This window comes from Antarctobacter sediminis (genome assembly GCF_019218285.1).
GTDB classification, from domain to species: Bacteria; Pseudomonadota; Alphaproteobacteria; order Rhodobacterales; family Rhodobacteraceae; genus Antarctobacter; species Antarctobacter sediminis.
Map to the genome: position 1 here is coordinate 360,715 of NZ_JAHUZG010000003.1, position 12,940 is coordinate 373,654.

12 protein-coding genes are annotated in these 12,940 nt (G+C 62.4%); 5 read left to right on the plus strand and 7 right to left on the minus strand.

All coding sequences use genetic code 11. From position 1 onward, the window contains the following. Positions 1-7: 7 nt before the first annotated feature. The 6 genes from KJP30_RS16775 to KJP30_RS16800 all read right to left on the minus strand — a co-directional run bounded on the left by KJP30_RS16775 (position 8) and on the right by KJP30_RS16800 (position 5,896). Positions 8-1,213 (minus strand): amidase family protein, encoded by a 1,206-nt coding sequence (locus KJP30_RS16775; protein WP_218450489.1) that lies wholly within the window; start codon positions 1,211-1,213, stop codon positions 8-10. 11 nt (positions 1,214-1,224) lie between these two features. Beyond that, the gene (locus KJP30_RS16780) at positions 1,225-2,523 is read right to left on the minus strand and encodes a TRAP transporter large permease (protein WP_218450490.1); all 1,299 of its coding nucleotides are present in this window, start codon (positions 2,521-2,523) and stop codon (positions 1,225-1,227) included. Positions 2,524-2,525: 2 nt separating this feature from the next. After that, positions 2,526-3,035, minus strand: coding sequence for a TRAP transporter small permease (locus KJP30_RS16785; protein ID WP_218450491.1), 510 nt, complete (start codon positions 3,033-3,035; stop codon positions 2,526-2,528). Between the two features lie 97 nt (positions 3,036-3,132). Further along, the gene (locus KJP30_RS16790) at positions 3,133-4,092 is read right to left on the minus strand and encodes a TRAP transporter substrate-binding protein (protein ID WP_218450492.1); all 960 of its coding nucleotides are present in this window, start codon (positions 4,090-4,092) and stop codon (positions 3,133-3,135) included. A gap of 70 nt (positions 4,093-4,162) precedes the next feature. Continuing rightward, the gene (locus KJP30_RS16795) at positions 4,163-4,831 is read right to left on the minus strand and encodes a DUF4286 family protein (RefSeq protein WP_218450493.1); all 669 of its coding nucleotides are present in this window, start codon (positions 4,829-4,831) and stop codon (positions 4,163-4,165) included. A gap of 186 nt (positions 4,832-5,017) precedes the next feature. Then, positions 5,018-5,896 carry a LysR family transcriptional regulator gene (locus KJP30_RS16800; protein ID WP_218450494.1) on the minus strand — a complete coding sequence of 293 codons (879 nt, stop codon included), beginning with the start codon at positions 5,894-5,896 and terminating at the stop codon, positions 5,018-5,020. Positions 5,897-6,148: 252 nt separating this feature from the next. Here KJP30_RS16800 and KJP30_RS16805 point away from each other — a divergent pair, with 252 nt between their 5' ends. The 5 genes from KJP30_RS16805 to KJP30_RS16825 all read left to right on the plus strand — a co-directional run bounded on the left by KJP30_RS16805 (position 6,149) and on the right by KJP30_RS16825 (position 11,815). Continuing rightward, positions 6,149-7,090, plus strand: a complete 942-nt coding sequence (locus KJP30_RS16805) for a tripartite tricarboxylate transporter substrate binding protein (protein WP_218450495.1) — start codon at positions 6,149-6,151, stop codon at positions 7,088-7,090. Between the two features lie 105 nt (positions 7,091-7,195). After that, positions 7,196-8,767: a sulfatase family protein gene (locus KJP30_RS16810; protein WP_218450496.1), complete on the plus strand. Its 1,572-nt coding sequence runs from the start codon at positions 7,196-7,198 to the stop codon at positions 8,765-8,767. Positions 8,768-8,791: 24 nt separating this feature from the next. Further along, positions 8,792-9,265, plus strand: coding sequence for a tripartite tricarboxylate transporter TctB family protein (locus KJP30_RS16815; RefSeq protein WP_218450497.1), 474 nt, complete (start codon positions 8,792-8,794; stop codon positions 9,263-9,265). Between the two features lie 10 nt (positions 9,266-9,275). Next, positions 9,276-10,760, plus strand: a complete 1,485-nt coding sequence (locus tag KJP30_RS16820; RefSeq protein ID WP_218450498.1) for a tripartite tricarboxylate transporter permease — start codon at positions 9,276-9,278, stop codon at positions 10,758-10,760. A 134-nt stretch (positions 10,761-10,894) separates the two neighbouring features. Beyond that, positions 10,895-11,815 (plus strand): LysR family transcriptional regulator, encoded by a 921-nt coding sequence (locus KJP30_RS16825; RefSeq protein WP_218450499.1) that lies wholly within the window; start codon positions 10,895-10,897, stop codon positions 11,813-11,815. A 68-nt stretch (positions 11,816-11,883) separates the two neighbouring features. Here KJP30_RS16825 and KJP30_RS16830 read toward each other — a convergent pair whose 3' ends face one another. Continuing rightward, on the minus strand, positions 11,884-12,819 hold the full coding sequence (locus tag KJP30_RS16830) for an alpha/beta hydrolase family protein (protein ID WP_218450500.1): 936 nt from the start codon (positions 12,817-12,819) through the stop codon (positions 11,884-11,886). Positions 12,820-12,940: the final 121 nt, after the last annotated feature.

Here is a 12,940-nt window from a genome sequence, read left to right on the forward strand (position 1 = left end):
GCCGGTCTCACAGCGCGCCCTGAAGCATCTCAGCCATCGAGACCAGCGCACCGTCATGCCCATTGGCGGCCGTCAGCATCAAACCGGCCCCGGGATGTGTGGCCAGAGGCAGGCTGACCGAACAGCCGTCGATGACATTGCCAAAGCTGGTGTTGCGCAGCGCAAGCAGGTTGATGCGATCAAATTCGGCGTCATCGGTCAGGTCCGCCAGCCGCGGGGGCATGATGGCCACGCTGGGCATGGCCACGGGGGTATCGCCGAACAGCCGGGTCGCTTCGGAGACAAGGGCCTGCCGCGCGGCCAGCGTGCGTGCAAAGGCGATGGCGGATACACCATCGGCCCGCGCCATGCGCGCCGCGACCCGCGGGTCCAGTGCATCGCGCATGGTGTCGAATTCCGTACCGTGATGGGCGCGGGATTCGACCGCCGAGAACTGCCAGACGGGAAGGGTGCGATAGCGCTGAAAGATGTCGAGCGAGAGGCGGCGGACGGCAATCCCGGCCTTTTCCAGCGCGGACAAGGCCGTTTCGAAGGCATCCGTCACTTCGTCGTCCAGATCGTCCAGCCCGAAATTCTCGGGGACGATCACGGCGCGCGGCGCGGAAACCACGGGCAAAGCCGTGCCACGCAGCGTGTTCAGGACGGGCCGCAGAAGCCCCGCGTCGCGGGTCAGGATGCCAACGCTGTCGAGAGAATGGGACAGTGTCACCGCGCCGTCACGCGGGATCGACGCAGCCGAGGGCTTGAACCCGTGAATGCCACAGAATGCCGCCGGGATGCGGGCCGATCCACCCGTGTCCGTGCCAAGCGCGATGTCGGCCACCCCGCGCGAGACGGCAGAGGCCCCGCCCGAAGTCGACCCTCCGGCGATGCAGCCTTCGCGCAGCGGCGTCAACGGGGTGCCGTAATGCGGGTTCAGGCCAAGCCCTGAATAGGCGTATTCTGTCATGTTCGCATGACCGATCAGCCCGGCACCGGCAGCGCGCAGGCGTGCCACCGCCGCTGCATCCTGCGTGGCGGCGGCGTTGTCCTTGCGGAGTTTGGTCCCGGCGCGGGTCACCTGACCTTTGACGTCGAACAGGTCCTTGACGGCCACTGTCCGACCGGAAAGCGGGCCATCCGCGGCGATGGCGTCGTCAAAGACCGAGGTGAAATCCGGCGCAATGGCCTTGGCCCGCGCGGCGTCCAGATGGGATTGGGGGGTGTTTGTCATTGTCGTCACTCTTACAGCGTCTGGTGCACAAGCCATGTGGCGATGCCCGGGAAGGCGGTCAGAAGAACCACGCCCAGTACGAGGATCAGGAAATACGGCACGATCATCCGGGTGATCTCGAAGATCGATTTGCCGGTGAGGTTCTGGATTACGAACAGGTTGAACCCAAGCGGCGGTGTGATCTGGGCCATCTCGACCACGATGATCAGGTAGATGCCGAACCAGACCGGATCGATTCCCACTGCGGCCACGGCGGGCATGACCACCGATGTCGTCAGCACCACGATCGAGATCCCGTCAAGAAAGCACCCAAGCAGGACAAAGAACACTGTCAGCACCGCGATCAGCCCCGGTGCGCCCAGACCGCTGTCCGAGATGATCGCAGCCAGTTGCGTCGGCAATCCGGAAAAGCTCATGGCTGAGGTCAGGAAGGCGGCGCCCAGCAGGATCAGGCCGATCATGGCCGTGGTCCGCGTCGCTCCGAACAGCGAGTCGACGAAGGTCCGCATGTTGAGCGACCCACCAAGCGCCGCGATGACCAGCGCGCCGGCCACACCGATGGCGGCGGCCTCGGTCGCGGTGGCAATCCCGGCATAGATCGAGCCGATCACCCCGATGATCAACCCGACCACCGGAAGCAAGAGTTTCAGGCGGCCAAGGCGTTCGCCAAGCGAGATCCGCGCCTCGGGGGCGGGCACGCCATCGGGGTTCATCCGCGACCAGATCGCGATATAGCCGGAAAAAAGCACCATCAGCATCAGGCCCGGCAACACGCCAGCGATGAACAGTCGGTTGATCGACACCTGCGCGGCGACGCCATAGACGATCATCACGATAGAGGGCGGGATCAAGAGGCCAAGCGTGCCGGACCCGGCAAGCGAACCTATGGCCAGCCGGTCGGCATAGCCGCGCGATTTGAGTTCCGGCAGAGAGATGCGGCCAACGGTGGCGGTTGTCGCTGCTGAAGATCCGGAAACGGCGGCAAAGATTCCGCAGCCGACGACGTTGACATGGGCCAGCCCGCCGGGCAGCCGTCCGACCCATGGCGAAAGACCGGAAAACAGGTCTTCGGCAAGGCGCGTGCGGTAAAGGATCTCTCCCATCCAGATGAACAGCGGCAGGGCGGTCAGTGTCCAGCTTGCGGAATGGGCCCACATGGTCACGCCAAGGATCGCGTCCACCGGTGTTGAGGTGAACATCATAAAGATCACCACGGCCGAGGCGAGCAGAGCCACGCCAACCCAGATGCCCAGCCCCAGAAGGACCAACAGTGTGACGATGAGAACGGCAGATTGCAGAAGGATATCCATGGTCACTCTCCGTGGCCTTGTTCGTCGGTGTCGTCGCGTTCGACCGGCAGGCCCAGCAACAGGCGCAACGTGCGCTCGGCAAAAGCCAACGCAAAAAGGATAGAGCCAAGCAGCATGGCAGATTGGGGAATCCACAGCGGCACCGCCACGATGCCCTGGCTGACATCGTCATAGCGCCAGCTTTCCTCGACATAGCCAAAGATCGCCCAGGCCACCCAGCCCATCATCGCGGTAGCAAACCCGGCGGCAAGGATGTCGGCCATCCGGCCCAGTCCCTCTGGCAGCAGTTGCCGCAGAGATGTGACGCGGATGTGGTCGCCATGTACCAGTGCCGCTGGCAAGGCCAGAAAGATCGAAGCGCTCAGCCCCCAGGCCGCGAAATCATCCGCCGAGGGGATCTGGCTGCCCATCAGGCGCAGACCGATCTGCGCGAGGATCAGCGCGGCGATCCCCAGCAGGGACAAGGCGGCAAGGGCTCCGCAAAAGGTAAACAGGTGGCGTGTCAGCACCATGGCGGCAGGCTCCTTTTTCGGGAAACGCCCGCGGTCCGACGACCCCGGGCGGGATTTGAAAAGGCCCGGGCAGCGGAACCGCCCGGGCGTGTTCGGGTTACTTCAGCGCGTCGACGATCTTGGCACCTTCCGCACCGGCCTGGTCCAGCCATTCGGCGCGCATGGTCGCGGCGATGGCCTCGAAATCGGTGGCAAGACCTTCGGGCGTAGGCAGCACCTTCATGCCATTGTCCGCCATGGTATCGGTTGCGGTCTTGGTGGCTGCCTCGGCCATTTCGAACCCGCGGTCCTCGGCCAGTTTGGCGGCCTCGAACAGCGCGTCCTGCACTTCGGCGGGCAGGCGGTCAAAGGCGCGTTTGTTCACGATCACCATGTTCTTGGGCAGGAAAGCCTGCACATCGTAGTAATGCGTGACGAAATCCCAGGCCTGGCTGTCGACACCGGTCGAGGGCGAGGTGATCATGCCGTTGATGACGCCGGTCGAAAACGCCTGGCTGATTTCCGAGGTGGCGATGGTCGCGGGCACCGCGCCCAGAAGTTCGGCCAGCCGCGCGGTCGACGGGTTGTAGGCGCGGAATTTCACACCGTCAAAAGAAGACCCATCGGTGACTTCCTTGTTCATGTAGATGCCCTGCGGCGGCCAGGGGGCTGCGAAAAGCAGCACCAGGCCTTCTTCGGCCAGCTTTTCCTCGTAAATGGGGCGCGAGGCCTCCCACAGTGCGCGGGATTCGTCGAAGGTGGTCGCCAAGAGCGGTACCGCGTCGGCGGAATAGACCGCGTCTTCGTTCCCCAGCGCCGAAATCAGCACTTCGCCGATGGGCACGATGCCGCGCTGTACGCCGCGCTTGAGTTCGGTCCGCTTCAGCAGGACCGAGTTCGAGACAACGTCGATTTCCAGCGCGCCTTCGGTCAGACGGGCCACGTCATCGGCAAAGGCGCGGATGTTCTGCGTCAGATAGTTGCCGTCGGGCGCATCGGCCGACATCTTCCATGTTTCCGCCTGTGCGAATCCGGCGGTCAGGGCGGCGAAAGCTGCGCCAAGGATAAAGTGTTTCATTTTGGGGTTCTCCTTGTTGGATTGAGATTTGCGGCCCCGCGCATGGCTTTGGCCGCGCGGGACCGATGGTTTAGTCTTCGAGGGCCGGAAGGTCGTTTTCGTCCAGCGACCACATCAGGCGGAAGGTTTCGGCCTCGCGCACGGCGCCGCCCAATTCCTCGGTCAGCTGGCGCAGGGTTGCTTCGGCAATCGGCTCAGAGGTGACGTCGACGGCAAGGCAGGGGGCCAGAACACGGCCTTCGGTGCTTTCCGACGGCAGCGGGGTCGACAGGGGCGCATCGGGGATCATGTGATGCACACGCAGCACGCCTTCGCGGGTCATCAGCGCCTCCATCGTGGCGCGCAGGGCGTCGGGTTCCATGATGCCCGGCACCAGTTCGATCAGCACCAGTGCGCCGCCCCAGCCAAAGCCGCCCTCTTGCGCCACCTGCATCACGCGGCGGCGGGTGTTGGACATGCGGCCAAAGTTGGTCACCGACCACTGGGTCTGCTTGGTAAAGGCCTTTCGATAAGCGTCCGAGGTGAAATCGTCGAGGCCGCTGGCCCGGTACAGCGCAAGGTAGCGCCGGGCCGACCCGGAAACCGCCCGATAACGCCGCGCACCGGTAAATCCGGGAATGCGAACGCGCTCTTCCATATGCTCACGGTCGTACCACTGGTTGAAATCGGCCTCGTGGTCTGGGTCGATGTCGCTCCATACGAAAAGCTGCGCCTGCTCGGTGCTGCGGATCTTGGTCATTGTCTCGTCCTGGTCGTTGGGCAAGGCTTTCCTGGCACGGGGCCGCGCAAAGCATGCCCACGTCAAAGCTTGGTCCGGCCTTGTCGATTGCTGTTGCCGGACACTCGTCGAGAGGCGGATTTTTCACAAACGGGATATTTCAGGGGGGGGTGATCGGGTTTTCCGATCGGCGCCCGAAAAGCCTTTCTACACCTGCATTTGATGGCGTTCGGCGCAGGTCTGCGCCAGCCCGGCAATGGCCTTGTAGATCGCGGCATCCGAACTGCGCCGCCAGATGCAGTATAGCGGCAGGGGAGGCAAGGCGGCATCCACGTCAAGCTCGCACAGGCCGGGACCGGCAAGATCACAGGCCCGTGGCAAGGTGGCGACGCCAAGCCCGCGCTTGGTCAGCCGCGCAATGGCCGCCATCGAGGTGATGCAATGCACGATCGAGGGCCGCAAACCGCGTTCCGCGAACAACGCAAGGACATTGGCATGAGGGCGGGAGTTGCGGGTGAATGTGATCAGCGGGCTGGTGACCACATCGGACAGCGACAGGGTCTCACCGCGCATGCCTTCGGGGCCGTACCATGCCATCGCCAGCGGGGGCAGGTCCTCGCAGACGCAGGTTTCGTCGTGGCGGTCCTCGGTTGTCAGCAACATGTCCAGCGCGCCGCGTTCAAAGGCAGCGGCGATGTTGGGCGTCGGTTCCACGGTCAGTTCCAGTTCAAGGCGCGGATAGCAGCGGGCCACTTCTTCGATCATATCGCAAAGCCATGTGTGTACGACCGAGGACACTAGGCCCAGCCGCACGCGCCCCACGGCGGTGGCCGGGTCCGACAGGGTCGTGCGCAGTTTGCGTTCCGTCGCCAGCATGTCCTGCGCCTTGTCCAGGATCATCGCACCGGCCACCGTGATCCGCGTGGCGTGAAACTCCCGGTCAAAAAGGTCTACGCCCAGTTCGGTTTCCAGCGCCGAGATCCGGCTGGACACTGTTGCCTGACTGACGTTCAGCTGTTCTGCCGCGGCGCGAAAGCTGCCAAGGTTGGCGACGGTGACGAATGTCTCGAGGAACCGTGTGTTCAACGCAGGTTTTCTCCGTTGGCGTCTTTAATGATGGGCGGCAGGGGTAATTGAGCTTTGCGGCAATGTCACCTTGCGCCCGTCAATCCGCAGGCGACCGGGGCCTGTCCCGGCCTGAATTGACGCGCTTTTGATCGGTGGCGGATCGAAACACATTCCATTAGGGCATGTATTTTCCGTTCGCGTAATTGGATCGGAAACTGTTGGACCTGTAAGCAGGAACCAAGCAACAAGATGACAGGGAGGAGTAATCTTATGCCCAAAGGCGTACTGACCGCTGGCGCACTGGCGCTTTCCACCATGATGGCCAATGGCGTTGTCGCGCAGGGCTATCCCGAGAAACCGATCCAGGTGGTCGTGCCCTTTGCGGCTGGCGGGCAGGGGGACGTCATGGCCCGGCTTGTGATCCAGCGCATCGAGGAGCTGGACCTGCTGGAACAGCCCATGGTGGTGGTCAATGTCCCGGGCGGTGCGGCAACCATCGGCATGCGTCAGGCCAAGGACGCAGATCCGGACGGCTATACCCTGCTGTATATTCATCAGACGATGATGACCTCGGAACTGACCGGGGTTCTGGATTTCAGCTATGCCGATCTTGTGCCGGTGGCGGAAACCAATTTCTCTTGCCTGCTGACCGCAACGGCGGAAGGTTCGGGGATCACTGATGCCGCAGACTGGATCGCGCAGGTCAAGGAAAACCCGCGGGCCGTAAAAGAAGCGACGTTGGTGGGCAGCATCGCGCATTTCACCACCGAGATGTTCGCCAAGGCCGCCGACATGAAGGTGGGCTATGTCAACGCTGGCGGCGGCGCGGACCGGATCGCTTCGATCCTTGGCAACCATACCAAATCCGCTGTCGTCGTCGCCACGCCGGTGGTGCGCAATCCCAAGCTGTCCGCACTGGTCTACTATGGCGAAGAGCGTCACCCGGACCTGCCTGACACGCCAACCGCCAAGGAGCTTGGCTATGATGTTGTCTCGTGTCTGGACAACGTCTGGTACGCGCCTGCGGGCACGCCCGACGAGGTGGTGGCGAAACTCGCTGGCGTTTTCGAGCAGGTGACCAAGGATCCGCAGTTGATCGAAACCATCGAAACCAAAGGTGACGAAGTTCTGTTCGTGGCTGGCGACGCTTTGAAGGCCCGTCTGGCCACGATCTACGACGACCTTTCGGCCGTCGCCGGCAACCTCAGGTAAACCGGACCAACGCGCCCGTGTATCCGCCCGCAAGGCCGGGCTGTCACACGGGCCAGCAGGACGCTGCCACCGGCGGCGCGCGACCTCCCCTTGCCGGAAGAGATCATGTCGAAGAAACCCAACTTTCTTTTCATCGTGACGGATCAGCACCGCGCCGATCACCTTGGATGCTATGGCAACCCAACCGTGCGGACCCCGAACATCGACGCGCTGGCCGCTCGGGGCACCCGGTTTGACCGTTTCTACGTCGCCAACCCGATCTGCATGTGCAACCGCGCCAGCATCCTGACCTCGCGCATGCCCAGCCTGCATGGCGGGCGGCACAACGGTATCCCACTGTCGCTGGAGTCGACCACCTTTGTCGATTTGCTGCGCGACCGGGGCTATCGGACGGGTCTGATCGGCAAGTCGCACATCCAGGGCATGACCGGATTGCCGGCGACGGCCAAACGGCAGGTGAAACCCGGATTGGACGACCCTTCCGAGGGGCTGCGCGAAGCCAGCAAGCGCCTGCGGTCCGGTGAAGCCTACGAGCAGGAAACCGCGCTGCGCTGGCAGCAGGATCCGGACCACCGGGTGCGCACACCCTTTTATGGTTTCGACCATGTCCAGATCGCTGATGATCACGCAGACCTTGTCACCGGGGACTATGCCGTCTGGCTGCAACGGAACCACCCCGAGATCGAGGCTCTGCGCGGCCCTGATAACGCCATCCCGGATGAACGTTACAACGCACCGCAGGCATGGCGCACACAGATCCCCGAGGACCTGTATCCGACCAGTTGGATCGCGGAGCAGAGCCAGGAGTTCCTCGGGAACAGGGCACGGGAAGACGATCCCTTTTTCCTGATGATGTCCTTCCCGGATCCGCATCACCCCTTTACCCCGCCGGGCAAGTATTGGGACATGTATGATCCCGACGAGGTGGATCTGCCCGCCAGTTTTGGGAAAGGGGATATCCCACCGATACTGAATCTGCGAAAGCAACTGGCCGAGGCGCCGGAAACCCGGATCGGTCAGGATCCCTTTGCCGTGACCGAACGCGAAGCGCGCGAGATCATCGCCCTGACCTATGGTTCGATCACCATGATCGACGATGCGGTCGGCCGTGTCCTCAAGACGCTGGAAGAGCAGGGACTGGCCGAGGATACGATTGTCGTCTTTACCTCGGATCACGGGGATTACATGGGCGACCATGGCCTGATGCTGAAACTGCTGATGCATTTCCAGGGGCTGGTCCGCGTGCCGTTCATCTGGTTCGATCCGAGGACCCCTGACGCCCGCACCGTTGATGCTTTGCACAATGCGCTGGACATCGGGCCGACCATTCTGGAAACGGCCGGTATTCAGCCGTTTCACGGGGTTCAGGGCGTCAATGCGCTGATGGCCGGACAAGAGCGGCAGGGGCTGATCATCGAAGAGGACAGCCAGCGCAGGATGGCTGCATTTGAACGGCCACAGCGCATTCGCACCTACCTTGAAAAGGACTGGCGCATCACCATCCGTTACGGCGAAGACTGGAACGAGATGTACGATCTGAAAAACGACCCCGACGAAGTGGTGAACCTTTGGGATCACCCGGATTATTCGGGGCAGCAGGCACGGCTGGTTCAGGCCATGCTGGTTGAAATGATCAATCTGCAAGACCGGGCGCCCTTGCCCACGTACCGGGCCTGACCGAGGCAACGGGAGGAGACCAAAATGACTTTCCTGTCACCGCAGCAGCGCGGAGAGGCGCTTTGCCTCTTGCTGCTGGCCGCGACCGGCGTGGCGTTGCTGATCGGCGCGGCGGCGCTGCCGGAACCGATGTTCGATCCGCTTGGCCCCGCCGGGCTACCGCGCTGGATCGGTTGGCTGCTGCTGGCGCTGACGGCGTTGCGCACTGCGGGCTTTGTTCTGGAAAGGCGCACCAGTGCGCCGCAATACGTCAAGGCAGAGCCCGAACTGCTGCGGCTTGCCTTGGTTTCCGTCATCACGCTGGCCTACCTCGCGGTTCTGACGGCCAAGGCGCTGCCTTTCACCGGGGTCACGATGGTCTTTCTTGCCGCGCTGGGGGCGGCGATGACCGATTTGACGGCACGCAAGCTGATCACGGTGGCCGCCATCGCGGTCGTGATGAGCCTGACCCTTACCTATGTTTTCGCCGACGTCCTGTCGGTCGTGCTTCCGCAATAGGAGCAGCGCCATGCATTTGTTCGAGGCTTTCGTAAACGTGCTGGCGCCTGCGCCGCTGTTTTTCATCTTTCTGGGGGTGCTGCTGGGCATCGTCGTGGGGGCGATCCCGGGGCTGGGCGGTGCGATGCTGATTGCGCTGCTGCTGCCGGTGACCTTCTACATGGACTCGGTTCTGGCGCTGATGCTTTTGGTTTCGATCTATGTCGGATCGGTCAGCGGCGGGTTGATTCCCGCGATCATGCTGAAAATGCCCGGCACGCCATCGGCGGTGATGACGGTGCTGGACGGTTATCCGATGGCGGCCCAAGGCCGGGCCGGGCGGGCGCTGTCGCTGGGGATCATGGCGTCTTTTGTCGGCGGTTTGATCTCGTGGCTGTTTTTGGCACTGCTTTCGCCGCCGCTTGCGGATTTCGCGCTCAAGTTCGGCCCGTATGAGCTGTTCACGCTGGTCCTGATGGCACTGGTGCTGATTGCAACAATTGCCGAGGGCACGTTGGTCAAGGGGCTGTTGATCGCGCTGTTCGGCATGGCGGTGGCCATGGTCGGCCCGGATACGTCCTCGGGCGTCCTGCGGCTGAATTTCGGTTTCAACGCGATCAGCGGCGGGTTTTCCCTATTGCCGGTCCTGCTGGGTGTCTTTGTCATCAGCCAGATCATCGAGGATGTGCTGAAAAAGGAACCGGCGATCCAGCAGCAAAGCGGCCCGCTGACCGATTTCATGCCTTCAACGGGGGATGTCAGGAAACATGGCGGCAACGCGGTGCGGTCTTCGCTGATCGGGACCTGGATCGGGGTTTTGCCGGGCGTCGGCAGCGCCATCGCGGCCATTGTCGCCTACACCACGACCAAGAGCTTTTCCAAACACCCCGAGACCTTTGGCACCGGCGAAGAGGCCGGGATCGTTGCGGCGGAATCGGCCAACAATGCCTCGGTCAACGGCGCGTTGATCCCGCTGATCACCCTTGGCATTCCGGGCAGCGTGATCGACGCGATCCTGATCGGCGCGCTGGTGATCCATAACCTGCAACCCGGCCCGCTGCTGTTCACCAACAGCCCCGATATTGCCTATGGCGTGATCGCTGCGGCATTGGTGGCGAATTTCATGATGGCGGCGCTGATGTTCGCCGGGGTCAGGCCAATCGCCCGGATCGCCACGATCTCGCGCGCGTATCTGTTTCCGACGATCCTCGTGTGCTGCGTGATCGGCGTCTATTCGCTGTCGAATTCGATGTCGAGCGTCTGGGTCATGATCGCCTTTGGGGTGCTGGGATTCCTGTTCCGCCGTGGTGGTTTCCCCGTCGGTCCGTTTGTGCTTGGCTACATCCTTGCGCCGCTGGCCGAAAAAGAACTGCGGTCGGGCCTGATGCTGTATGACGGCAGCCTGCTGCCGCTGATCACACGCCCGATTTCGTTGTTTTTCATCGTTCTGACACTGGTTCTGGCCCTCTGGCCGCTGGTTCAGGCCCGGATCAAGGCCCGCCGGGCCGCAGGCTGATCGTTTGGCGGTGCCGGGGTGTTCTTTGTCGCCGTTACTGAACGCCGTCCGCAACGTTGCGGGTGATGACGGCGGCAAACGAGCGCTATAGCGTGGGGTGGTATTCAATGCTCGACACCAGTTCCGGACAGCCCATGCAGATCGACCCCCGCCACCTGATCCAGCTTGCCACGATTGTGCAAAGCGGCTCTTTCGCGGCAGCGGCGGCGAAACTGGGTCTGACGCAACCCGCGCTCAGCAAGAACATGAAGAAACTCGAAGACCGGCTGGGCGCGCCGATCTTTGAAAAGATCGGACGGCAATCCATTGCCACCGATCTGGGCAGCACTTTTGCGCGCTTCGGCCTGATGATGCTGGCCGCGGATGAACAGGCGCGCGCCTATGCGCAACATGTGTCGACCGGTCGGGCCGGCAGTCTGCTGATCGGGACGCCGCCGTCCCTCGCGGACAATTTCCTTGCACCGATCCTCAGCACATTTCTTGCAACCCATGCAGATTGCCGGGTCGAACTGCGCGTCGGGCTTGTGGCAGAGCTTGAAACGCTTTTGTCCACTGGTCAGATCAACCTGATGATCGGACCCGCCCGCCCGCTTTCTCTGGACTTGCAACTGGAAACGGAAACGCTGGCCGAAGACGTGCTGGGGATCGTTTGCCGCAAGGGGCATGCCTTGGCCGGGCAGGCCGAAATCCTGCCCCAGCACCTAGAGATGCAACGTTGGGTGGCGCATTCGCGCGGCAGCTATCTGAGAATGCAGACAGAAGACGGGCTGGCAAAATTCGGGGTCAGGTCCTTTGATATCGCGTTGGACACGGATTCGACCGAAGCGGCCTACAAGGCGGTTGCCAGTTCCGACCTGATCACAGTGATGCCGCGCCTGCCGACACTTATGTCAGGCCACATCGACGCCATCGAATTCCTGCCCCTGAAAAGCACGGCGTTCCAACGTCCCATCGGGATCATTCAGCGGGCCTCTCATACACGATCGGGACTGGAAACGCTGTTCCTGCGCAGTCTGAAAAAGGCCGTCCAGCACCGCGAGGTGCTGGAGGATTAGGCCCAGAGCCGAACGTTTGCCGAGGTCGTCACCGAAACCCCGTTGTTTCCGGGCGGGCGCGACAGGGATCAGCCCATGTATCTGTCGAACCAGGCAAGCATCCGGTCGGGATGTTGACCAAAATAGTTGTATCCATCAAAGCGGCGCGTTGTGCCCTCGATCCAGAAGAACTCTTTTTCGGCGCTGCCCAGCAGGTCAAAGGTGGTTTCGCCGTCTTCCGGTGTGGTCCATGCGTCGTCATGCACCTGCACCACGAAAGTCGGCACCTTCACATCGGCGGCAAACAGATGCGGGGTCATCTCGGCGTTGGTGAAGCCACCCAGCTTTTTCTGTTCGAAATCCATCGCCTCCATGTAGTCGCCCACGCCCTGCAACTTGGCAAAGGATCCCATCAGCGCGGTCATCGACACCACCAGCGGGCTGAGCATGCACAGCACGTTTTCGAACAGGTCGGGACGCCGCGACATGGCCTCGTACTGGGCGTTGCCGCCGGTGCATTGGCTGTAAAGGCCCAGCTTCATCTTCGACAGGCGCGGCTGCGCGTCGACATAGCTCTTGGCCCCAACGCAATCGCGCCATTCATACCGCCCGATGCCGCAGATGCCGCCATTCGCGGCGGCGGAATTGCCGTGGTTGCGCAGGTCGTAGGCCAGCACGTTGTACCCGGCACGGACGAGGTGCGCGATATGCGCGACAAAGTCGATTTCAATATCGTCCACCTGGCTCCACGGTTCGCCGAAATGCCCGGTAAAGCCGGAACGGCTCATTGGCATGGGGTGGTTCATGATGATGAGCTTGTCACTTTCGCCCCCTGCCGCGGGCACGTACCACCCTTCCAGCGGTGTGCCGTCGTCAGAGGGGAAATAGATGTCTTCCCAATCCGCGATTCCGTGATCGGCGGGCGTCTTGTGGACCGGGGTGCGAAAGGCGGGCTTCACGGCGAAACCGGCAAGCGCCTTTACGATGGCCAGCTTGTCTGCGGGGATGGTCGGTTGGTCAAGCATCGTCGTCTCCGTTGTTCCTTGGACTGTGACAGACCTAGACAGCCGACTACGGTGCCTGAATGTCGGTTTCTCTCAGCGTCATGCGGGTTTCTCTCAATCCCCCCGCTTGGGGCGGGACATG

Excerpts from the sequence above, each read along its gene's own strand:
- KJP30_RS16775 (WP_218450489.1), bottom strand. The coding sequence starts at position 1,213 with ATGACAAACACCCCCCAATCCCATCTGGACGCCGCGCGGGCCAAGGCC.
- KJP30_RS16780 (WP_218450490.1), bottom strand. The coding sequence starts at position 2,523 with ATGGATATCCTTCTGCAATCTGCCGTTCTCATCGTCACACTGTTGGTC.
- KJP30_RS16785 (WP_218450491.1), bottom strand. The coding sequence starts at position 3,035 with ATGGTGCTGACACGCCACCTGTTTACCTTTTGCGGAGCCCTTGCCGCC.
- KJP30_RS16790 (WP_218450492.1), bottom strand. The coding sequence starts at position 4,092 with ATGAAACACTTTATCCTTGGCGCAGCTTTCGCCGCCCTGACCGCCGGA.
- KJP30_RS16795 (WP_218450493.1), bottom strand. The coding sequence starts at position 4,831 with ATGACCAAGATCCGCAGCACCGAGCAGGCGCAGCTTTTCGTATGGAGC.
- KJP30_RS16805 (WP_218450495.1), top strand. The coding sequence starts at position 6,149 with ATGCCCAAAGGCGTACTGACCGCTGGCGCACTGGCGCTTTCCACCATG.
- KJP30_RS16810 (WP_218450496.1), top strand. The coding sequence starts at position 7,196 with ATGTCGAAGAAACCCAACTTTCTTTTCATCGTGACGGATCAGCACCGC.
- KJP30_RS16815 (WP_218450497.1), top strand. The coding sequence starts at position 8,792 with ATGACTTTCCTGTCACCGCAGCAGCGCGGAGAGGCGCTTTGCCTCTTG.
- KJP30_RS16820 (WP_218450498.1), top strand. The coding sequence starts at position 9,276 with ATGCATTTGTTCGAGGCTTTCGTAAACGTGCTGGCGCCTGCGCCGCTG.
- KJP30_RS16825 (WP_218450499.1), top strand. The coding sequence starts at position 10,895 with ATGCAGATCGACCCCCGCCACCTGATCCAGCTTGCCACGATTGTGCAA.
- KJP30_RS16830 (WP_218450500.1), bottom strand. The coding sequence starts at position 12,819 with ATGCTTGACCAACCGACCATCCCCGCAGACAAGCTGGCCATCGTAAAG.